Origin of the sequence: Flavobacterium caseinilyticum (assembly GCF_004349085.1) — a bacterium.
Taxonomy (GTDB): Bacteria; Bacteroidota; Bacteroidia; order Flavobacteriales; family Flavobacteriaceae; genus Flavobacterium; species Flavobacterium caseinilyticum.
Window position 1 is genome coordinate 1 of the sequence record NZ_SMFM01000012.1, and the last position, 22,708, is coordinate 22,708.

11 protein-coding genes and 1 other RNA gene are annotated in these 22,708 nt (G+C 38.4%); 6 read left to right on the forward strand and 6 right to left on the reverse strand.

What is annotated here, in order from left to right:
• Positions 1 to 134 precede the first annotated feature (134 nt).
• Complete coding sequence (locus E0F89_RS16215; RefSeq protein WP_131910780.1) at positions 135 to 12,302, reverse strand: gliding motility-associated C-terminal domain-containing protein; 12,168 nt, start codon at positions 12,300 to 12,302, stop codon at positions 135 to 137.
• A 587-nt stretch (positions 12,303 to 12,889) separates the two neighbouring features.
• On the opposite strand from E0F89_RS16215, the gene E0F89_RS16220 reads away from it, so the two are divergent.
• The 4 genes from E0F89_RS16220 (at position 12,890) to E0F89_RS16235 (ending at position 17,122) form a co-directional block, all read left to right on the forward strand.
• Complete coding sequence (locus E0F89_RS16220) at positions 12,890 to 13,375, forward strand: SixA phosphatase family protein (protein ID WP_131910781.1); 486 nt, start codon at positions 12,890 to 12,892, stop codon at positions 13,373 to 13,375.
• The gene (gene ppk1 / locus E0F89_RS16225) at positions 13,372 to 15,459 is read left to right on the forward strand and encodes a polyphosphate kinase 1 (RefSeq protein ID WP_131910782.1); all 2,088 of its coding nucleotides are present in this window, start codon (positions 13,372 to 13,374) and stop codon (positions 15,457 to 15,459) included. Before E0F89_RS16220 ends, ppk1 begins: the two co-directional genes overlap by 4 nt.
• 65 nt (positions 15,460 to 15,524) lie before the next feature.
• Positions 15,525 to 16,415 (forward strand): Ppx/GppA phosphatase family protein, encoded by an 891-nt coding sequence (locus E0F89_RS16230; protein WP_131910783.1) that lies wholly within the window; start codon positions 15,525 to 15,527, stop codon positions 16,413 to 16,415.
• Between the two features lie 65 nt (positions 16,416 to 16,480).
• Positions 16,481 to 17,122, forward strand: a complete 642-nt coding sequence (locus E0F89_RS16235) for a TMEM175 family protein (protein ID WP_131910784.1) — start codon at positions 16,481 to 16,483, stop codon at positions 17,120 to 17,122.
• Positions 17,123 to 17,126: 4 nt separating this feature from the next.
• Here the strand turns inward: E0F89_RS16235 and E0F89_RS16240 are convergent, their stop codons facing one another.
• From E0F89_RS16240 to E0F89_RS16250, 3 genes are all read right to left on the reverse strand, one after another.
• Positions 17,127 to 17,642 carry a DNA polymerase III subunit gamma/tau gene (locus E0F89_RS16240; protein ID WP_243699542.1) on the reverse strand — a complete coding sequence of 172 codons (516 nt, stop codon included), beginning with the start codon at positions 17,640 to 17,642 and terminating at the stop codon, positions 17,127 to 17,129.
• A gap of 134 nt (positions 17,643 to 17,776) precedes the next feature.
• Positions 17,777 to 18,862, reverse strand: a complete 1,086-nt coding sequence (dnaX, locus tag E0F89_RS16245) for a DNA polymerase III subunit gamma/tau (RefSeq protein ID WP_131910785.1) — start codon at positions 18,860 to 18,862, stop codon at positions 17,777 to 17,779.
• A gap of 298 nt (positions 18,863 to 19,160) precedes the next feature.
• Entirely contained in the window at positions 19,161 to 19,460 is a 300-nt protein-coding gene (locus E0F89_RS16250) for a hypothetical protein (protein WP_131910786.1), read from the reverse strand.
• A 117-nt stretch (positions 19,461 to 19,577) separates the two neighbouring features.
• Between E0F89_RS16250 and rnpB the strand changes: the two genes are divergently transcribed.
• An RNA gene (gene rnpB / locus E0F89_RS16255) (RNase P RNA component class A) lies at positions 19,578 to 19,937 on the forward strand.
• 126 nt (positions 19,938 to 20,063) lie between these two features.
• On the forward strand, positions 20,064 to 20,999 hold the full coding sequence (locus tag E0F89_RS16260) for a ketopantoate reductase family protein (RefSeq protein ID WP_131910787.1): 936 nt from the start codon (positions 20,064 to 20,066) through the stop codon (positions 20,997 to 20,999).
• A gap of 11 nt (positions 21,000 to 21,010) precedes the next feature.
• Here the strand turns inward: E0F89_RS16260 and E0F89_RS16265 are convergent, their stop codons facing one another.
• Together E0F89_RS16265 and E0F89_RS16270 are read right to left on the reverse strand one after the other, a co-directional pair.
• A complete protein-coding gene (locus tag E0F89_RS16265; protein ID WP_131910788.1) occupies positions 21,011 to 21,598 on the reverse strand; it encodes an RsmD family RNA methyltransferase in 588 nt (195 codons plus the stop codon).
• Entirely contained in the window at positions 21,595 to 22,404 is an 810-nt protein-coding gene (locus tag E0F89_RS16270; RefSeq protein WP_131910789.1) for a DUF3822 family protein, read from the reverse strand. The genes E0F89_RS16265 and E0F89_RS16270 overlap by 4 nt, the downstream gene beginning before the upstream one ends.
• Between the last annotated feature and the right edge of the window lie 304 nt (positions 22,405 to 22,708).

Sequence of the window (22,708 nt, forward strand, 5' to 3'; positions counted from 1 at the left end):
TCTGTTGAACTCATTTATAAGAGTCTGGTAGGTCAGTTGGTACCTTAAATACCGTTTATATTCGAAGATTTGGGTTATTAATGGTTATTAGAACCTGAGGACAATACCGTCCTCAGGTTTTATGTTAAGGTTAATTAATTTGAAGTAAGGTATAAATATCCGTCTTTTGTATTTGTTTTCACACCGCCATTCCCATCAATGGAAGTGTAATTCAAAATATAAAAGTAGGTGCCGGTAGGCAAACCAGAGGATTGGCTAATAGTGGATCTTCCTTCAGAAACGCCTCTGAATGCTTTATCATTGTTGTTATATCCACTGGTTTCGTAAACCAATACACCCCAACGGTTGTAAATTGAAACTGTATTTTCAGGATAACATAGTGTATCGTCAATATTATCAATTGTAAAGACTTCATTGATTCCATCCCCGTTTGGAGAGAAAGCATTATGGACCGTTACAGTTCCACATCCTAATACAATACCAGGAGCTGTTACAATTACCGAAACCGTTGCTTGATCACAATTTGTTGGATTCAGTATTTCACAAATTTGGTAAATCAATGTGTAAGTGCCCGAAGGTGTTCCCGCAGCAACCAGAACACTAGTGCCGGATAAAGTAATCCCAGTATTTGTGGAAGACACAAAAGTGGTATTTACTTGGGCAGCAATAACCGCAGCACCATTAAGCGTATCGTTTGAAAGTATGTTGGTCAAAGCCGTTCCGCCTTCAGAACCATTCACTTCATTTCCGACATCGTCATTAGCAACAATATTTGCTCCAGTCACTGTTACAGTTACGTTAGCTTGATCACAATTGGTTGGATTGAGTATTTCACAGATGCTGTATACCAGAGTGTAAGATCCGGCAGGCGTTCCCGCAGCCACCAGCACAGTAGTGCCAGATAAAGTAATTCCCGCATTTGTGGAAGACACAAAAGTGGTATTTACCTGAGCAGGAAGAACCGCAACACCATTAAGCGTATCGTTTGAAAGTACGTTGGTTACAGCCGTTCCACCTGTTGAACCATTCACCGCATTTCCGGCATCGTCATTAGCAACAATATTTGCTCCAGTCACTATTACAGTTACGTTAGCTTGATCACAATTGGTTGGATTCAATATTTCACAGATGTTGTACACCAGAGTGTAAGACCCGACAGGCGTTCCCGCAGCCACCAGCACAGAAGTGCCAGATAAGGTAATTCCCGCATTTGTGGAAGACACAAAAGTGGTATTCACTTGCGCAGGATCAACCGCAACACCATTAAGCGTATCATTTGAAAGTACGTTGGCAACAGCCGTTCCGCCTGCAGAACCATTTACAGCAGTTCCGGCATCGTCATTGGCGACAATAGCAGCTGCGTTCACCGTCACAGTAACCGTAGCGGTATCACAATTTGTTGGATTTAATATTTCACAGATGCTGTACACCAATGAATAAGAGCCGGCAGGAGTTCCCGCAGCCACCATAACAGTAGTGCCGGATAAAGTAATTCCTGCATTTGTGGAAGACACAAAAGTGGTATTCACTTGGGAAGGAAGAACCGCAACACCATTAAGCGTATCATTTGAAAGTACGTTGGCAACAGCCGTTCCGCCTGTAGAACCATTCACCGCATTTCCGGCATCGTCATTAGCGACAATAGCAGCTGCGTTCACCGTTACAGTAACCGTAGCGGTATCACAATTGGTTGGATTTAATATTTCGCAGATGCTGTACACCAAAGAATAAGAGCCGGCAGGAGTTCCCGCAGCCACCATAACAGTAGTGCCGGATAAAGTAATCCCCGCATTTGTGGAAGACACAAAAGTGGTATTCACTTGGGCAGGAACAACTGCTACACCATTAAGCGTATCGTTTGAAAGTACGTTGGTCGAAGCCGTTCCTCCAATAGAACCATTTACAGCAGTTCCGGCATCATCATTAGCGACAATAGAAGCTGCATTAACAATAACTGAAACTGTAGCGGTATCACAATTGGTTGGATTTAATATTTCACAGATGCTGTACACCAAAGAATAAGAGCCTGCAGGAGTTCCCGCAGCCACCAGCACAGTAGTGCCTGATAAAGTAATTCCCGCATTCGTGGAAGACACAAAAGTGGTATTCACCTGGGCAGGATTAACCGCAACACCATTAAGCGTATCGTTTGAAAGTACGTTGGTTACAGCCGTTCCACCTGTTGAACCATTTACAGCAGTTCCGGCATCATCATTAGCGGCAATAGCAGCTGCGTTCACCGTTACAGTAACCGTAGCGGTATCACAATTTGTTGGATTTAATATTTCGCAGATGCTGTACACCAAAGTGTAAGAGCCGGCAGGAGTTCCCGCAGCCACCTGCACAGTAGTGCCGGATAAAGTAATCCCCGCATTTGTGGAAGACACAAAAGTGGTATTCACTTGGGAAGGAAGAACCGCAACACCATTAAGCGTATCATTTGAAAGTACGTTGGTCGAAGCCGTTCCTCCAATAGAACCATTTACAGCAGTTCCGGCATCATCATTGGCGACAATAGCAGCTGCGTTCACCGTTACAGTAACCGTAGCGGTATCACAATTGGTTGGATTTAATATTTCACAGATGCTGTACACCAAAGTGTAAGAGCCTGCAGTAGTTCCCGCAGCCACTATAACAGTAGTGCCGGATAAAGTAATTCCCGCATTTGTGGAAGACACAAAAGTGGTATTCACTTGCGCAGGATCAACCGCAGCACCATTAAGCGTATCATTTGAAAGTACGTTGGCAACAGCCGTTCCGCCTGTAGAACCATTGACAGCAGTTCCGGCATCATCATTGGCGACAATAGCAGCTGCGTTCACCGTTACAGTAACCGTAGCGGTATCACAATTGGTTGGATTTAATATTTCACAGATGCTGTACACCAAAGTGTAAGAGCCTGCAGGAGTTTCCGCAGCCACCATAACAGTAGTGCCGGATAAAGTAATTCCCGCATTTGTGGAAGACACAAAAGTGGTATTCACTTGCGCAGGATCAACCGCAGCACCATTAAGCGTATCATTTGAAAGTACGTTGGCAACAGCCGTTCCGCCTTTAGAACCATTGACAGCAGTTCCGGCATCATCATTGGCGACAATAGCAGCTGCGTTCACCGTCACATTAACCGTAGCGGTATCACAATTGGTTGGGTTTAATATTTCACAGATGCTGTACACCAAAGTGTAAGAGCCTGCAGGAGTTCCCGCAGCCACTATAACAGTAGTGCCGGATAAAGTAATCCCCGCATTTGTGGAAGACACAAAAGTGGTATTCACTTGCGCAGGATCAACCGCAGCACCATTAAGCGTATCATTTGAAAGTACGTTGGCAACAGCCGTTCCGCCTGTAGAACCATTGACAGCAGTTCCGGCATCATCATTGGCGACAATAGCAGCTGCGTTCACCGTTACAGTAACCGTAGCGGTATCACAATTGGTTGGATTTAATATTTCACAGATGCTGTACACCAAAGTGTAAGAGCCTGCAGTAGTTCCCGCAGCCACTATAACAGTAGTGCCGGATAAAGTAATTCCCGCATTTGTGGAAGACACAAAAGTGGTATTCACTTGGGAAGGAAGAACCGCAACACCATTTAGCGTATCGTTTGAAAGTACGTTGGCCGAAGCCGTTCCTCCAATAGAACCATTGACAGCAGTTCCGGCATCGTCATTAGCGACAATAGAAGCTGCATTAACAATTACTGAAACTGTAGCGGTATCACAATTGGTTGGATTTAATATTTCGCAGATGCTGTACACCAAAGTGTAAGAGCCGGCAGGAGTTCCCGCAGCCACCATAACAGTAGTGCCGGATAAAGTAATCCCCGCATTTGTGGAAGACACAAAAGTGGTATTCACCTGTGCAGGAACAACTGCTACACCATTAAGCGTATCGTTTGAAAGTACGTTGGCAACAGCCGTTCCGCCTGTAGAACCATTCACCGCATTTCCGGCATCGTCATTAGCGACAATAGCAGCTGCGTTCACCGTTACAGTAACCGTAGCGGTATCACAATTGGTTGGATTTAATATTTCACAGATGCTGTACACCAAAGAATAAGAGCCGGCAGGAGTTCCCGCAGCCACGATAACAGTAGTGCCCGATAAAGTAATCCCCGCATTTGTGGAAGACACAACAGTGGTATTCACCTGTGCAGGGACAACTGCCACACCATTAAGTGTATCATTTGAAAGTACGTTGGCAACAGCCGTTCCTCCAATAGAACCATTTACAGCAGTTCCGGCATCATCATTAGCGACAATAGCAGCTGCGTTCACCGTCACAGTAACCGTAGCGGTATCACAATTGGTTGGATTTAATATTTCGCAGATGCTGTACACCAACGAATAAGAGCCGGCAGGAGTTCCCGCAGCAACCAGAACACTAGTACCGGATAAAGTAATCCCCGCATTTGTGGAAGACACAAAAGTGGTATTCACTTGGGCAGCAACAACTGCCACACCATTAAGTGTATCGTTTGAAAGTACGTTGGTTACAGCCGTTCCTCCAATAGAACCATTTACAGCAGTTCCGGCATCGTCATTAGCGACAATAGCAGCTGCGTTCACCGTCACAGTAACCGTAGCGGTATCACAATTGGTTGGATTTAATATTTCGCAGATGCTGTACACCAAAGAATAAGAGCCGGCAGGAGTTCCCGCATCCACCAGCACAGTAGTACCGGATAAAGTAATCCCCGCATTTGTGGAAGACACAAAAGTGGTATTCACTTGGGAAGGAAGAACCGCAACACCATTAAGCATATCATTTGAAAGTACGTTGGCAACAGCCGTTCCGCCTGTAGAGCCATTCACCGCATTTCCGGCATCGTCATTAGCGACAATAGCTGCTGCCTTCACCGTTACAGTAACTGTAGCGGTATCACAATTGGTTGGATTTAATATTTCGCAGATGCTGTACACCAAAGTGTAAGAGCCGGCAGGAGTTCCCGCAGCCACCATAACAGTAGTGCCGGATAAAGTAATTCCCGCATTTGTGGAAGACACAAAAGTGGTATTCACTTGGGCAGGAACAACTGCTACACCATTAAGCGTATCATTTGAAAGTACATTGGTTACAGCCGTTCCGCCTGCAGAACCATTCACCGCATTTCCGGCATCGTCATTAGCGACAATAGCAGTTGCGTTTACCGTTACAGTAACCGTAGCGGTATCACAATTTGTTGGATTCAGTATTTCACAGATGCTGTACACCAAAGAATAAGAGCCGGCAGGAGTTCCCGCATCCACCAGCACAGTAGTACCGGATAAAGTAATCCCCGCATTTGTGGAAGACACAAAAGTGGTATTCACTTGGGAAGGAAGAACCGCAACACCATTAAGCATATCATTTGAAAGTACGTTGGCAACAGCCGTTCCGCCTGTAGAGCCATTCACCGCATTTCCGGCATCGTCATTAGCGACAATAGCAGCTGCATTAACAATTACTGAAACTGTAGCGGTATCACAATTGGTTGGATTTAATATTTCACAGATGCTGTACACCAAAGAATAAGAGCCTGCAGGAGTTCCCGCAGCCACCATAACAGTAGTGCCGGATAAAGTAATCCCCGAATTCATGGAAGACACAAAAGTGGTATTCACTTGATCAGGAACAACTGCCACACCATTAAGCGTATCGTTTGAAAGCACGTTGGTCGAAGCCGTTCCTCCAATAGAACCATTTACAGCAGTTCCAGCATCATCATTAGCGACAATAGCAGCTGCGTTCACCGTCACAGTAACCGTAGCGGTATCACAATTGGTTGGATTTAATATTTCACAGATGCTGTACACCAGAGTGTAAGACCCGACAGGCGTTCCCGCAGCCACCATAACAGTAGTGCCGGATAAAGTAATTCCTGCATTTGTGGAAGACACAAAAGTGGTATTCACTTGGGAAGGAAGAACCGCAACACCATTAAGCGTATCATTTGAAAGTACGTTGGCAACAGCCGTTCCGCCTGTAGAACCATTCACCGCATTTCCGGCATCGTCATTAGCGACAATAGAAGCTGCATTAACAATTACTGAAACTGTAGCGGTATCACAATTGGTTGGATTCAGTATTTCACAAATGCTGTACACCAAAGTGTAAGAGCCGGCAGGAGTTCCCGCAGCCACCATAACAGTAGTGCCGGATAAAGTAATCCCCGCATTTGTGGAAGACACAAAAGTGGTATTCACTTGCGCAGGATCAACCGCAACACCATTAAGCGTATCATTTGAAAGTACGTTGGTCGAAGCCGTTCCGCCTGTAGAACCATTCACCGCATTTCCGGCATCGTCATTAGCGACAATAGCAGCTGCATTAACAATTACTGAAACTGTAGCGGTATCACAATTGGTTGGATTTAATATTTCACAGATGCTGTACACCAAAGAATAAGAGCCTGCAGGAGTTCCCGCAGCCACCATAACAGTAGTGCCGGATAAAGTAATTCCCGCATTTGTGGAAGACACAAAAGTGGTATTCACTTGATCAGGAACAACTTCCACACCATTAAGCGTGTCGTTTGAAAGTACGTTGGGAACAGCCGTTCCTCCAATAGAACCATTTACAGCAGTTCCTGCATCATCATTAGCGACAATAGCAGCTGCGTTCACCGTCACAGTAACCGTAGCGGTATCACAATTGGTTGGATTTAATATTTCGCAGATGCTGTACACCAAAGTGTAAGAGCCGGCAGGAGTTCCCGCAGCCACCATAACAGTAGTGCCGGATAAAGTAATCTCCGCATTTGTGGAAGACACAAAAGTGGTATTCACTTGGGCAGGAACAACTGCTACACCATTAAGCGTATCGTTTGAAAGTACGTTGGCAACAGCCGTTCCGCCTGTAGAACCATTCACCGCATTTCCGGCATCGTCATTAGCGACAATAGCAGCTGCGTTCACCGTTACAGTAACCGTAGCGGTATCACAATTGGTTGGATTTAATATTTCACAGATGCTGTACACCAAAGTGTAAGAGCCTGCAGGAGTTCCCGGGGCTACTAAAACATTTGTTCCAGATAAAGTAACGCCTGAATTAGTGGAACTAATAAAGGTTGTAATGATATCGGCGGAATTAGCAGTTTTGCAGTTTAATAAGTCATTTGTCAAAACATTGATTAATGCTACACCGCCAATAGATCCATTAACATTCGTCCCTATATCATCATTAGCTATAATTGAACCAATAACAGTTACGGTTTGTTCACATGAAGCAGTCAAGCCCGCGCCATCTGTAACTGTCCAAGTGACTGTTGTCGTTCCGATAGGGAATGTGTTTGGTGCGTCATTGCTAACCGAGGCAACCACGCAATTATCGGCAGTAGAGGGTATATCCAATGTTACATTAGAAGCGTAACAAGCCGCAGAATCCAATTTTACCGTTACTGGACCGGCACAAGATATTGTTGGTAACGTGGTATCCGTTATAATTACATTTTGAGTAGCTGTTTCAACATTTCCATTACCATCTGTAAAGGTCCAGGTCACTACTGTGGTTCCCTGAGTTGTAATTGGAAAGACGGTTGAAGTTGTACCTGTTATTGTTCCTGAACAATCATCAGTAGTGGTAGGATGCGTGACCACAGCAGAACATTGACCAAATACATCTGTAAGTACTGGTTTTATAGGTTTAGTAGTATCGGCTATAATTACATTTTGTGTAGCCGTTTCTGTATTTCCTTTCGCATCAGTGAACGTCCAAATGACTACAGTAGTTCCCTTAGTTGTGATAGGAAAAACGGTTGTGGTAGTACCTGTAATTGTTCCTGAACAATTATCTGTAGTGCTAGGTGCCAAAACAGTAGCGGAACATATACCGTTTACATCAGTAAGAATAGGTTTTGTAGGTTTAGTAGTGTCGTTTATAATTACGTTTTGAGTAGCTGTTTCGATATTACCATTGCTATCAACGAAGGTCCAAGTCACTACAGTAGTTCCCTGAGTTGTGATAGGAAAAACGGTTGTAGTTGTACCTGTTATTGTTCCTGAACAAGCATCTGCAGCAGTAGGAGGCATTAGAACAACAGAACATTCCGCTGTTACATCTTGTAGTATTGTTTCTGATACAGTAGGAGCAGTAGTATCCTGAACAGTTACGGTTTGAGAATGTATTGTGGTAAGACCACAAGCATCGGTAGCAGTCCAAGTTCGTATTAAAACAAAAGAACCTGAATTAGTACCTGCAACAGAACTTTCCGTAAATTTTACCGTAGCCCCACCACAATTATCCGCAGCAGTTAAAGTAGCTGCAGTAGGGACAGCAGAACATTCGACAGTTACATTTTCGGGTAATGTTCCTATAAATGTGGGAGCAGTTGTATCCTGAACATTAATAATTTGAGAATGCGTTGTTGCAGTGCCGCAAGCATCAATAGCTGTCCAAGTGCGCGTTAGAATGTAAGAACCAGCACAAGCACCAGCAACAGAATTTTCAACAAAATTTACCGTAATTGCGCTACAATTGTCAGTAGCAGTTAAAATAGCAGGAGCAGGTACCATAGAACATTCCACCGTTAAATTTTTCGGTAATGTTTCTACGAAAACAGGAGCAGTTTTATCTTCAATTTTAATAGTTTGAGTAGCAGTAGTTTTATTTCCACAAGCGTCGGTTACCGCCCAAGTTCTTGCAATAAATTGCGTTACTGGACATGAAATTGCGGGCGTTAGACAAACACTTTTAAAATCAATACTGCCATTGACTTGAGCTTGTTTTCGGGCATAAATAAACCAGGTACCATTCATTGGTCCAGTAAAATTTTCAAAACTGGATACATAAGATGTCAGTCCAGCAATTGTATTGGGTGAAGTGGTGGTTCCGTATGGCTTGAAGTTTTGCGCACTGCCAACTTGAATAAAATTGCTGTTATTCCATTGTATATACTCAGAAGAATTTGGATAAAATACTGGTAAGTATAATTCTTTTGAATTTGATGTTGCATCATCACACTCGCCACCGGTGCAATAAGGACCAACTAAAATAATTCCTTGACCACTAGGTGAAACTAATGTAAATTCAGCTCTCCCTTTTCCTTGATTTGTTTCAAATGCTAAAGCAATTTTTTCAATATTACTTGCTGACAAGTCATCAAATCCACTTACAACAAAAGGGAAATAATTTCCACTCCCACTATTTATTGAGCCATTTTCTGGTGAGGAGCCAAAACAATTATCATCCTTATAGGTTACAATTGGATTAGAATCGCAAATGTCTTTTATGTTTGTTAAAGTACCAGTTACAGTAGGATTAGTATTTGCTATACAATTTTCAGCATTGCTTATTGTTATATTTTGTGGGATCGTAAAAGTAGGAGCTGTATCGTCTTGCACATTAATAGTTTGTGAAGCTGTACTAACATTATTGCAAGCATCTGTAGCAGTCCAAATCCTTGTTATTGAATACTCGCCGGCACAAGCACCGGGCGTTGTTACATCAGCCGACGTAAGTGTAAAAGCAGCATCACAATCATCGGTCGCGGTTGCATTAGCAAATAGTGGAGCTCCGGGACAAGAAATGGTCATAGCACTAGGTAGAGCAGCAATAACTGGAGCCGTTTGATCCACCAATCGGATTAATTTTTGGGTAACATTGATGGAGTTTCCACATGCATCGGTTACACTGTAAGTCCTTAAAGTGGTTTCGTTACATCCGTTTAAAGTTGGCGCACTATCGCTAACAAAAGCGACCAACGGAATAGAACATGTATCCGCTTCATCAATTACTACAGTAGTATCAGGCAGCGGGAAAGTTCCGTTGCAACCAGTAATAGTGATATCAGACGGATTGGAAGCCGTTGGTTTCGTAGTATCAATGGTTCTAATTAATTTTTGGGTTACCATTATGGAGTTTCCACATGCATCGGTTACACTGTAAGTCCTTAAAGTGGTTTCGTTACATCCGTTTAAAGTTGGCGCACTATCACTAACAAAAGCGACCACTGGAATAGAACATGTATCCGCTTCATCAATTACTACAGCAGTATCAGGCAGCGGGAAAGTTCCGTTGCAACCAGTAATAGTAATATCAGACGGATTGGAAGCCGTAGGTTTCGTAGTATCAATGGTTCTAATTAATTTTTGGGTAACATTGATGGAGTTTCCACATGCATCGGTTACACTGTAAGTCCTTAAAGTGGTTTCGTTACAGCCGTTTAAAGTTGGCGCACTATCACTAACAAAAGCGACCAACGGAATAGAACATGTATCCGCTTCATCAATTACTACAGCAGTATCAGGCAGCGGGAAAGCTCCGTTGCAACCAGTAATAGTAATGTCAGACGGATTGGAAGCAGTTGGTTTCGTAGTATCAATGGTTCTAATTAATTTTTGGGTTACCGTTATGGAGTTTCCACATGCATCGGTTACACTGTAAGTCCTTAAAGTGGTTTCGTTACATCCGTTTAAAGTTGGCGCACTATCGCTAACAAAAGCGACCACCGGAATAGAACATGTATCCGCTTCATCAATTACTACAGTAGTATCAGGCAGCGGGAAAGTTCCGTTGCAACCAGTAATAGTAATGTCAGACGGATTGGAAGCCGTTGGTTTCGTAGTATCAATGGTTCTAATTAATTTTTGGGTTACCGTTATGGAGTTTCCACATGCATCGGTTACACTGTAAGTCCTTAAAGTGGTTTCGTTACATCCGTTTAAAGTTGGCGTACTATCACTAACAAAAGCGACCACCGGAATAGAACATGTATCCATTGCATCAATTACTACAGCAGTATCAGGCAGCGGGAAAGTTCCGTTGCAACCAGTAATAGTGATATCAGACGGATTGGAAGCCGTTGGTTTCGTAGTATCAATGGTTCTAATTAATTTTTGGGTTACCGTTATGGAGTTTCCACATGCATCAGTTGCACTGTAAGTCCTTAAAGTGGTTTCGTTACATCCGTTTAAAGTTGGCGTACTATCACTAACAAAAGCGACCAACGGAATAGAACATGTATCCATTGCATCAATTACTACAGTAGTATCAGGCAGCGGGAAAGTTCCGTTGCAACCAGTAATAGTAATGTCAGACGGATTGGAAGCCGTTGGTTTCGTAGTATCAATGGTTCTAATTAATTTTTGGGTTACCGTTATGGAGTTTCCACATGCATCGGTTACACTGTAAGTCCTTAAAGTGGTTTCGTTACATCCGTTTAAAGTTGGCGCACTATCACTAACAAAAGCGACCAACGGAATAGAACACGCACCAGCTTCAACTGTAATTAATTTAATATCAGGAGCTGGAAAATTCCCGTTACAGCCTGTAAGAATAATATCAGACAGCTTCACAGAAGGCTTTGGCGTTGTACTATCTATTACATTTACTGTTTTTTCGCATGTGGAAGTACAGCCATTTTCATCAGTGACTGTTAATGAAAGCGTGAAAGAACTGTTGCATACTAAACCTGCTAAAACTGTAACATCTTTATCATCCTCTGTACCAGTAACAATTGTGGCACCATTTCCTGATACGAGAGACCATTTATAAGTTTTCATCCCAACAGGTGCTGCATAGGTATTAGAAGAAGAAGGACATACCGGACCGGCAGCACCTGTAATTGAACAAGCTGGTGGAGCGTTCTCATTAATGGTTCTGCTTTTTGTAATACTACAGTTATTAGCATCAGTTATAGTTACAGTATAAGTACCTGCAACTAAATTAGTAAGATCTTCATTGTTCAGTTGCGCGGTGGGGATATTGCCATCTAGAGTTGTCCATGAATAGGTATATGGGGCTTTACCGCCCACTGGCTTTAGGTCTATACTGCCGTTGCCGATGTTACATTTTGTATCGGTAAGAATAAATTCAGCATTAACTCCAGAGTTGATTTCTATTGAAGGTAATTTTCCGCATTTAGGAGAAATACTAGCTGGATCCAAAGGACATATGCTGTTTGGGCTGGCATCCGTCCATGCCAAGAACAAATTTGTGATTTTTAAAGTGTTGCCGCAAGTAAAAGATATATCAGAAAAGTTTAAATTCGTAATCCGTTTATCAGGAACGGGGCCCTTACATCCTGAAATTGGGGTTGTTTTCACTAATGATCCATCATCACCACTATATTCTTCCAAATCTCCCCAGAAAGCAAAGGAGGTCCTTGTAGAACCTGTAGAATTGTTTATGGACAATGTCAAGGTTTTCGTTACCAGTGTTCCAGAATCACATGAGTTACATAAATCTCCGCCAGTGAGCGTTGCTCCAACTAATGATAGGTCGCCGGATGGGCATGAAGTGTCTGAACTCGGCACTAATACTTGTGCAAATGTTGCTGAAAAACTTAATAAAAATAATAAAAGTAGAGTAGTTTTAATTTTCATATAGTCAAATTTTATTTTGTTATTTATGCTTTTTGATTCTAAAAAATCATATAATTTTTCTTAAAAAGAAATAATTTCAAGAAATATATTGGTAGGATTCAATAATTACTGTACGACCGATATATTAAATTTGTGCACTAAACTAACTAGAAAGATTTGAATCTATATTTTTTTTCTATCAATGACCTAAATACCCGTTGAAATGACATTTCTGGTTAAAAAAAGATTAAAAAATAATATTTATTTGGCACGATTGACACCTTTTTTTTACTTTTCTAGGATTTTAAACCTTTGATTAGCTATTTATTTAACATTTCAAATCTAATTTTTAAATTAATATTAACAAATAAAAATATCGATAAAAAGCATAAAAAACTGATTATTAGCATTTTTGACTATATTCATGTAAGAAAAATTTTAATTTAGAATAAATTGTTGATAAGTTTTTTTATAACTTTATAGTAATAATTCGATTTGTATCTGATTTTGGTTTTAAAAAAAAGGTTTTCATAAATAATTTCATTTAAAATAAATTTTGTATTATTATATAATTGGCGTTCTGGTAGTAACAAATAAAATTTTTGAGTATGAAAAATTTAATAATTGTAAGGCATGCAAAATCATCTTGGGAGGAACCCCTTCTGGACAAAGAGCGTCCTTTAACTAAAAGGGGAATCAAAGATGCGCAATTGGTCTCCTCGCAACTCAGCAAAAGTATTCCAGAAACATACGTCATTTGGAGTAGTACCGCAAAAAGAGCAGCTGAAACAGCAGCAATCTTTGCTCAAAATTTATCTTATCCAGTCGAATGTATCATTTACAATGACGACCTTTATACTTTTAATGAAAGTAAGCTGGAAAAAATCATAAAAATGTCTAATAACGCTTTCGAAAATGTTATTCTTTTCGGGCATAATGGTGCAATTACAAATTTTGTTAATAAATTTGGTGACGCTGACATCGAAAATGTTCCTACGGCGGGCGTTGTATCCTTGGAATTTGATACCGATGACTGGAAAAAAATTAAGAAAGGCAAAATAAAAAAAATAATATTCCCCAAAGATTTAAGATGAATAAAGTTATAGAAAACAAATATATAGACAGAGAGAAAAGCTGGCTGGCTTTTAACGCCAGGGTGCTTCAGGAAGCAGGAGATCATTCCGTTCCATTATTAGACAGGCTGCGATTTTTGGGAATTTTTTCAAATAATTTAGACGAATTTTTTAGAGTTCGCTTTGCGGCTATCAGACGATTGAGTTTAACAGGAATAACTGGGGAAAAATATCTGGGAGGTATTTCGGCTCAGCAATTAATCAAGGATATTACTGAAATTGTAATTCAGCAGCAATCTGAAAGTCTGCGAATATTAAATATTATCGAAACGGAGCTTGAGACTAAAAATATTTTTATTATTACAGAGAATGAAATAACAGAAGAGCATGAAATTTTTTTAAAAGATTATTTCATTCAACAATTAAGTCCTGAACTAGTAATCATAATTTTGAATGATTTAGCGGAGTTCCCCGTATTAAAAGATACTTCGGGTTATTTGGCCATCAAATTGGTGATGAACCAAAATTCGGAAGTTCGGTACGCCATTATCGAAATTCCAAAAACAATGAATCGCTTTGTTGTTTTACCATCCAAAAATGAAAAACAATATGTAATCCTCTTGGATGATGTAATCAGACATAATTTGAGCAGTATTTTCAATATTTTTGATTACAAAAGTGTTTCGGCTCATATGATAAAAATTACAAGAGATGCCCAATTGGATATCGATAGTGATTTAAGTAAGAGTATGATTGAAAAAATATCGTTAAGCGTAAAAGATAGAAGAATTGGGGAACCGGTGCGTTTTATTTATGACCAATTAATTGAAGAAGATACTCTTGAATTTTTTCTTGACAAAATGAAAATTGTTTCTACTGATAGTATTATTCCGGGAGGAAGATACCACAACAGACGAGATTATATGAATTTTCCAAATTTGGGCAGATATGATCTATTGTATCAAACCAATGATCCTTTACCTATTCCTGGATTGAGTCTGGAAGGAAGCATGTTAGAAAAAATAAGTAATAAAGATTATTTGTTAAATGCTCCTTATCAGTCCTTTTCCTATCTGACTAAATTTTTGCGCGAAGCGGCATTAGATCCAAAAGTAACCACCATAAAAATAACTTTGTATCGATTGGCCAAAAATTCCCAAATTATTAGTTCTCTGGTTAATGCTGCTAAAAATGGTAAAAAAGTAACCGTTCAAATCGAACTGCAAGCCCGTTTTGATGAAGCTTCCAATATTTCCTATGCTGAACAGATGCAAACGGAAGGAATTGAACTAATTTTTGGAATAAAAGGACTTAAGGTACATAGCAAAATATGTGTTATCGAAAGAAACGAAAATAATAAAATAAAAAGATACGGTTTTATTTCTACAGGAAATTTCAATGAATCTACCGCCAAAGTGTATACTGATGTGACACTTTTTACAAGTCATCAGCAAATACTTAAAGACTGTATGCGTATTTTTGAATTTTTCGAAATCAATTACAGGGTGCATCGCTACAAACACCTAATCGTTTCTCCACATTACACCAGATCGCGGTTTTTAAAACTGATTGACAGGGAAATTACGCATGCACTTGCTGGTAGGAAAACACACATAAAGCTGAAAATGAATAGTTTGTCAGATTATGAAATGATTGACAAATTATATGAAGCAAGCAGAGCAGGAGTGAAAATACAACTGGAAGTCCGAGGAATTTGTTCATTGATTCCCGGCATTTCCGGAATGAGCGAGAATATTGAGGCTATAAGCATAGTTGATAATTACCTAGAACATTCCCGAATTTATATTTTCGGGAACGCAGGACAAACCGAGGTCTACATTTCATCAGCTGATTTCATGACTAGAAATCTGGATGGGAGAGTAGAGGTAACTTGTCCAATTTACGATCAGGAAATAAAAAATGAATTGATAGATAATTTCGATATCGGTTGGAAAGGAAATGTCAAGGCGCGATTCCACTCGTATAAACTAGATAATAAATATAGATTAAGAAATCATAGTCCTATTTTCAGAGCACAGTTAGAAACTTATAAATACTATCAAAACAAACTGGAAATGACAGCTGAAAAGAAAGAAACAGTATAATTCTTTGATTTTTGAATTGGGAATGAACAAATTTAATATCGTAGAATAAACGAATAAAAACGAAAATGATTAATATAAAAAAATATGCAGCAATCGATATTGGTTCTAATGCCATGCGTCTGCTGATTGCAAATATTGTAGAACAAGAGGGAAAAGAACCGCAATTTAACAAAAGTTCGTTAGTTCGTGTTCCCATTCGTCTTGGACAAGACGCCTTTACCGTGGGTGAAATTTCAGAGGAGAATATTGAAAGAATGTGCGATGCTATGAATGCTTTTAATCTTTTGATGAAAGTGCATAAAGTAGAACGTTATATGGCTTTCGCTACCTCAGCGATGCGTGAAGCATACAACGGAAAAGAAGTTGTAGCGCTAATCAAGAAAAAAGCCGATATAAAAATAGAAATCATTGATGGAAAAAAGGAAGCAGCAATAATAGCTTCCACTGATTTACATCATCTTCTAAAAACAGATCAAACCTATCTTTTTGTGGATGTTGGTGGGGGAAGTACAGAGTTTACGTTGTTTTCAAATGGTAAAATGATAACTTCAAGATCTTTCAAAGCAGGAACAGTGCGGTTGTTGAATAACATGGTTTGTGATGTCGTCTGGGATGAAATTGAGAAATGGATCAAAGTAAATACAAAGGAATATGACGAAGTCACCTTGATTGGATCAGGTGGAAATATCAATAAAATTTTTAAAATGTCAGGAAAAATTCAAGACAAACCTTTGTCCTATATTTATATGAATTCACAGTACTCATTCCTGAATTCGCTCTCTTATGAGCAGCGAATTTCTGAATTAGGTCTGAATCCGGATCGTGCTGATGTTATTGTTCCGGCAACCAGAATTTATCTTAATGCCATGAAGTGGAGTGGCGCCAGAAATATTTATGTTCCGAAAATCGGGCTTTCTGACGGAATCGTTAAAGCGATGTATTTCGGAAAAATATAAGTTAAATAACTGATTTTTAACTATTTAAATAAATATTTGGAAGTACCTTTGGATAAAAATATCTAATGGACAAAATAAGATTAAAATTGTTCAGTGATGGCGTGTTGGCAATCATTATAACCATTATGGTATTGGAAATTAAAGTACCGGAAGGAGCGAATTTTAGTGATTTGATACCACTTTTTCCTTCTTTTATAAGTTATGGACTAAGTTTCATTTACGTAGGAATATATTGGAAAAATCATTACCATTTGTTGGAAAGTATTACTAAAGTTAATGGTAATATTCTATGGGCTAATCTCCATTTTTTATTCTGGATATCATTAATTCCTATTTCTACTAACTGGGTTGGAGAACATCTTTTTGCCAAAACCACAATGACTTTATATGGTATAATTCTTTTTTTATGCTCCATTCATTTTTGGATTCTCCAATGTACAATCATTGCGAGCGAAGGAAAAAATTCATTGTTAGCTCAAGCTGTAGGAAAAGACAGGAAGGGAAAAGTTACCCTCATTTTATATTTTATAGCTATCTTACTTTCTTTTTTAAACGAATGGATTGCGGGTTCTATTTATGTAATGGTTGCCCTGATTTGGCTTAAGCGTGACAAAAAGATTGAAAGAAAAATAAATTCACATGAAATAGATCCCGCTGAAAAAGCAATAAATTCAAATGAAACAACAATCAATCCACATGAAGAATAGATATTTAAGCATCTAAATCTAATCCAAATGTTGTTCGTAAGAGTTCAATGTTTGGATTTATTTCATTCAATCGGTTGTATCGGTCTTGATCATTCAAGTTTCTTTTATTTTGAAAACTTTCATTCACAATAACTTCTATAGTGATATCATGATTATGCAAATGTCCCTTCAAATGTCCTAAGAGTCCACTCATTTCTTTTTCGAAATCTAATTTAGAACCTTCATTTGGCAATTCAATCGAGATGGCAGTATCATTTAATTTAGGATCGTTGATGAGTAATAACGATTCCATGATTTTATACCCTTTGTCCCCCAATCTTTGCGCATATTTATTCCATTGCAGCAGCATTTCAGTTTCAGTGAACGAGTCAGTTGGGAAATGAATAACTTCCTTAACCAATCCTCTATTGCTTTCTTCTAACGCTTTTTTGGCTCGAATACTTGAAAGTGAAAAAGCCGAAACTTTTGGTTCGTTAGTTTGCGGAATATCAATTTTTACTGCAGGAGCAAAAACTGGCATTGAAGGAACAATAGTTGTAGTTTCCGGTTCTTTTAGTTCAACTGATTCAATAACCGGAATAGCAGGTTTTGAATTTTCGGTTTTTGCTTGAACCGTTATTGAATAATCATTCTTTCTGTAATAAGTAGGAGGAATTATATATTGCTCAACTTTTTTTTTTCTCCATCAAAAGTGATAGAGGCAAGTTGCATCAGGCAAAGTTCAACAAGAAGTCGCTGATTTTGACTTAACTTGTATTTCAAATCACAATCATTTGCAATTTCTATTCCTTTTAATAGAAAATCGGGACTACATTTTTGTGCTTGAACACCATACATTTGTTGCGCTTGTTCACCAACTTCTAATAAAATTAAAGTTGCAGGTGTTTTAGAAACTAATAAGTCTCTAAAATGCGAAGCCAATCCCGATACAAAATGATGTGAATCAAAACCTTTAGAAAGAATGTCATTAAAAGCCAACAGTAATTCAGGAATTTTATTCTCCAGAATTAGATCAGTAACTGTGATATAAGTTTCATAATCTAAAACATTCAAATTTTCCGTAACGGCCTGACGAGTTAAATCTTTTCCACAAAAAGAAACGACTCTGTCAAAAATAGACAAGGCATCACGCATGGCGCCATCAGCTTTTTGAGCAATAATGTGCAAAGCGTCATCTTCAAAAACTACGCCTTGACTGGTGGCTACTTCGGCAAGATGTTCTTTGGCATCTTTTACAGTAATTCTTTTAAAATCAAATATCTGACAACGAGAAAGTATCGTTGGAATAATTTTATGTTTTTCGGTCGTTGCCAAAATAAAAATGGCGTGCTTAGGCGGTTCTTCCAGTGTTTTCAGGAATGCATTAAAAGCTGCCGATGACAACATGTGAACCTCATCAATAATATAGACTTTGTATTGTCCCGTTTGTGGCGGGATCCGAACTTGGTCAATTAAATTCCTAATATCATCCACGGAGTTATTGGATGCGGCATCTAATTCGAAAACATTAAAAGCAAAATCTTCGTTTGGATCATCGTAACCTGGCTGATTTATTTTTCGAGCCAAAATACGGGCGCAAGTTGTTTTTCCAACGCCACGAGGTCCTGTGAATAATAATGCCGAAGCTAAGTGATTGCTTTCTATGGCATTCAATAAAGTATTGGTAATGGCTTTTTGTCCTACAACATCTTTAAATGTTTGAGGACGATATTTACGGGCCGACACAACAAATTGTTCCATAGAAATTTTATTCGAAAGCAAATATAGGTTTTAATTTAAAGATGCAAAAATTTAAGGATTGAAAGATTTTATAATTTTCAGAATGGATTTTATTACCCAAATTCCCTAGCCCAGATTACTTCACAGTACTATAATTTTATTGGAGTTCAGTGAACTGCGTTTGTAGTGAAAATCCTTATGCGCCGGTCCCGAAACCTCGGGATGGCGGATAAGATTGTAACGGATAGCTGGAATTAGCTCCTAAAAAAATAATTGATTTAAATTCTTGATTTAGTTTTAAATTATTTAGAAAACGAGCTTACTTATCTCTTCCTTTGATAGTGAGATCGACTAAAACTCTTGCGGCACCGTTATCTGAATTTGCTGCATATCCCGCTACAAACACACCTTTTTTACCCGAAGTTGATTTGATGCCATAAACTGTGGCTTCGTCATCTGGATTTGTATCTCCTTCGTAACGGTAGATATGTTGAATTTCATAGTGGCTTGGATTTTTTACAATATCTTCCTCATGAAGATTAAAATCAAAGGTAAATCCCATCTCATTCAAATCGTCTAAGGCTTTAGAAACGGTGGCATAATGATACATGTTTGACATAATCGAGATTTTTAGTTATTAACTAAAGGTAACTAATTTATTATGAATTGATTGTAAAAGGCTTGTTAAAGTAGGTAGCTGTAACTGAAAAAAGAGAATTAAATAGTGTAAATTTGCACCGCAGACCGCCTTATCGCTTAATGTTGAACTTGTTTCAACACCTGATTTCAGGTTCCGAATCGAGTTCGGAATAAAGAGGAAAGTCCGGACACCAAAGGGAAGCATAGCGGGTAACACCCGTCGGTCAAGCTTTAGGGCGTGATTAGGACAAGTGCAACAGAAAGTATGTACAGGTAATGCTGTAGTGAAACCAGGTAAACTCTATGCGGTGAAATATCAAGTATATCAGCATTTAAGGGCTTCTCGTCCGTTGTTGAAGGGTAGATAGCTTGAGTCCCGCAGTAATGCGGGATCTAGATAAATGATAAGGCTCCGATTTATCGGAGACAGAATCCGGCTTATAGGTCTGCATTTTTTTATTAAAAGTTTTAATAAAATAACGATTGTGAAATCTAAAATAGAACCATTAAGAAATTAAGTTTCTTTAAGTCATAAGGCTTAATTTTCTGAATTTCTTAATGGTTTAATTTTTATATAGTGATTATGAAAACAAGAATTGGAATTTTAGGAATGGGCGGAGTAGGAGGCTATTTCGGTGGATTATTGGCTAAAGCATATGCCGAGTCAGATTCTGTTGAAATAATTTTTATTGCACGTGGCGAAACTCAAAAGACGATTGCGCAAAACGGACTGAAAATTATTGCCGATGAAAACGAAATGACTGTTTTTCCTAGTGTCGTTTCCGATGATTCCAAGGTAATTGGAAGGCTGGATTATCTCATTTGTGCAACAAAAACGTATGATATAGAAGAGAGTCTTCTCTCTATTAAAAAAAATATAACCAAGAATACCGTTATTCTACCTTTATACAATGGTGTCGATGCGCCAGAACGAATAAGTGATTTATTTCCTGATAACGAAGTTTTACAAGGTTGTGTTTATATTGTTTCGATGATTGTATCTTCTGGAGTTATCAAAAAAATAGGAACTTATGAAAAACTCTTTTTTGGATCAAGAACAGCCCCAATTGCTACATTAAATAAATTGCAGGCGATTTTTGAAAAGGCTTCAATCGAAAGCTATCTTGTTGATGATATTGAAGAAACTGTTTGGGAAAAATTCATATTTATTTCGGCATTGGCTTCAGCCACATCCTATTTGAATCAGAATATTGGTGAAATTTTAGACAGCCAATCCAGTAGAGGAGTTTACGTTTCCTTATTAAATGAAATTACCATGATTGCGGCCGTAAAAGGATTGAATTTACCGGCTGATATTATCATGCACACTATTCTAAAATTAGAAAAAACGCCTCATGATGCCACTTCATCCATGCATAGGGATTTGATGGCGGGACGAAAAATCGAACTTTTTTCTTTGACTGAGTTTGTGGTTAATGAAGGGTTTAAATATGAAATTGAAACACCGACTTACCAAATGGTTTTGGATAAATTGTCAAGTGTTTCAATTCCTAATTAAATATAGAAGGACTACTCTTCTTCACCATCATTTTCCGAAGATTCCTCTTCATCTGAATCCGATTCAATTTCGAAGAAGCTAAAAATAGAACCGCCATAACTTTTCTTGAAAGAGAAATTAATCATGTGATCCAATTTGGTATATTTAGAATGTTCAATTACCATCATTCCGTCTTGATTGAGTAATTCTTTTTCGAAAATTAAGGATACAATTTTCTCAAAAGTGGCTTGATCTAAAGCGTAAGGAGGATCCGCAAATATAATATCATACGAAGTTTTACATCTTTCTAAATAGGTGAAAACATCACTTTTTGTGGCAGCAATATTAAAATCGAATTCTGTTGCCACTTGCTTAATGAATTTTACGCAACCAAAATCACCATCAACGGATGTGATTGGCGTACTTCCTCTAGAAGCAAATTCATAACTGATATTTCCTGTTCCGGCAAATAAATCCAATATTTTAAGTCCTTCAAGGCTGAAATGGTTATTCAAAACATTGAATAATGCTTCTTTAGACATGTCGGTTGTTGGACGAACAGGCAGGCCTTTTGGGGGAGAAATGCGTCTTCCTTTGTATTTTCCTGAAATGATTCTCATGAATTGAAAAGTATAAAATGATTTCTGTTTTCGGCCTCAGAAAAATAATTGTTCCATCGCAAATTTCCCACATCGATAAGGGAAACGTTACGAATATATTTGTAAGCGATTTTGAAATAATCACTTTCGGTTTCAATATTTCCGATTAATTCCAAAGGGAAGTTTTCGGGATTTAAATTCAATTGTTCGGCAGTGAATAAAATATAATACAAGAAATCTTCGGGCGTATTGTAATCGAAAGAATTGAAAAGTAATAATTTTTGGTTCTGAACCACGATGATTTCAAAATGACCTGTATTGATATGTACAAACATTTTTTTCTCATCCTTGTTTTTGGATGCAACCAAAAGTTTTGAAACTAAAATACTGTTGGCATGTTTGTAATCGAAAGAACCAAACTGGTCAATAAAAAAATTATTGATATTCACATATGGAATATAAACCGCATTCATTTGATAGTTTGGAATTTCATCAAAAGCGAAAAAATCGGTTTCAAAAACCTTGGTATTGTATTGCAAATAACTGCCTAAAAAGTCTTCATCAAATAACGGTTCCGGTACAAAAGTCGAAAGGTTATTGTTGTGGATGACCAAAATTTCATCATAAGAATCCTTTAATTCCATATGATTGTTGAAAGCATCGGCAAACAAATCTTCAATTTTAGTGCCTTTGTTAAAGTTATCAAAATGCACTTCGTTGAATGAAATTACTGTATTATTTAGCGTATCAAAACAACAAAAAGAAAGTCCTGTCAAGGAAACTTGAATGGAAAGTTTTCGATATTTTTTTTCGGCTATGTTTATCATACTATTGATTTTTTCAACAACGCAAACTTACAAATTTAAAAATCAATAACAATATCAATTGCAGTGGCAATGGCAAAAATCAATGACAAAACTCAATTGCAATCACAATAGCAAAATTCAATTTAAAGAAGATTTATTAATTCAATTTAAATTATAGAATATTTCATAAATGGCAAAGGGATTCTTTTTTGCTTTTCATTTCTAATTGAGGTATAACATTTTTATTTTCTTCGGACTTTGCTATTGCAATTGAATTTTGCCATTGCAATTGATATTTTTCACTTACTTTGTATTAAAATCTTAC

Excerpts from the sequence above, each read along its gene's own strand:
- E0F89_RS16235 (WP_131910784.1), top strand. The coding sequence starts at position 16,481 with ATGGACAAAATAAGATTAAAATTGTTCAGTGATGGCGTGTTGGCAATC.
- dnaX (WP_131910785.1), bottom strand. The coding sequence starts at position 18,862 with ATGGAACAATTTGTTGTGTCGGCCCGTAAATATCGTCCTCAAACATTT.
- E0F89_RS16220 (WP_131910781.1), top strand. The coding sequence starts at position 12,890 with ATGAAAAATTTAATAATTGTAAGGCATGCAAAATCATCTTGGGAGGAA.
- E0F89_RS16250 (WP_131910786.1), bottom strand. The coding sequence starts at position 19,460 with ATGTCAAACATGTATCATTATGCCACCGTTTCTAAAGCCTTAGACGAT.
- E0F89_RS16270 (WP_131910789.1), bottom strand. The coding sequence starts at position 22,404 with ATGATAAACATAGCCGAAAAAAAATATCGAAAACTTTCCATTCAAGTT.
- E0F89_RS16230 (WP_131910783.1), top strand. The coding sequence starts at position 15,525 with ATGATTAATATAAAAAAATATGCAGCAATCGATATTGGTTCTAATGCC.
- E0F89_RS16240 (WP_243699542.1), bottom strand. The coding sequence starts at position 17,642 with ATGCCAGTTTTTGCTCCTGCAGTAAAAATTGATATTCCGCAAACTAAC.
- E0F89_RS16265 (WP_131910788.1), bottom strand. The coding sequence starts at position 21,598 with ATGAGAATCATTTCAGGAAAATACAAAGGAAGACGCATTTCTCCCCCA.
- ppk1 (WP_131910782.1), top strand. The coding sequence starts at position 13,372 with ATGAATAAAGTTATAGAAAACAAATATATAGACAGAGAGAAAAGCTGG.
- E0F89_RS16215 (WP_131910780.1), bottom strand. The coding sequence starts at position 12,302 with ATGAAAATTAAAACTACTCTACTTTTATTATTTTTATTAAGTTTTTCA.
- E0F89_RS16260 (WP_131910787.1), top strand. The coding sequence starts at position 20,064 with ATGAAAACAAGAATTGGAATTTTAGGAATGGGCGGAGTAGGAGGCTAT.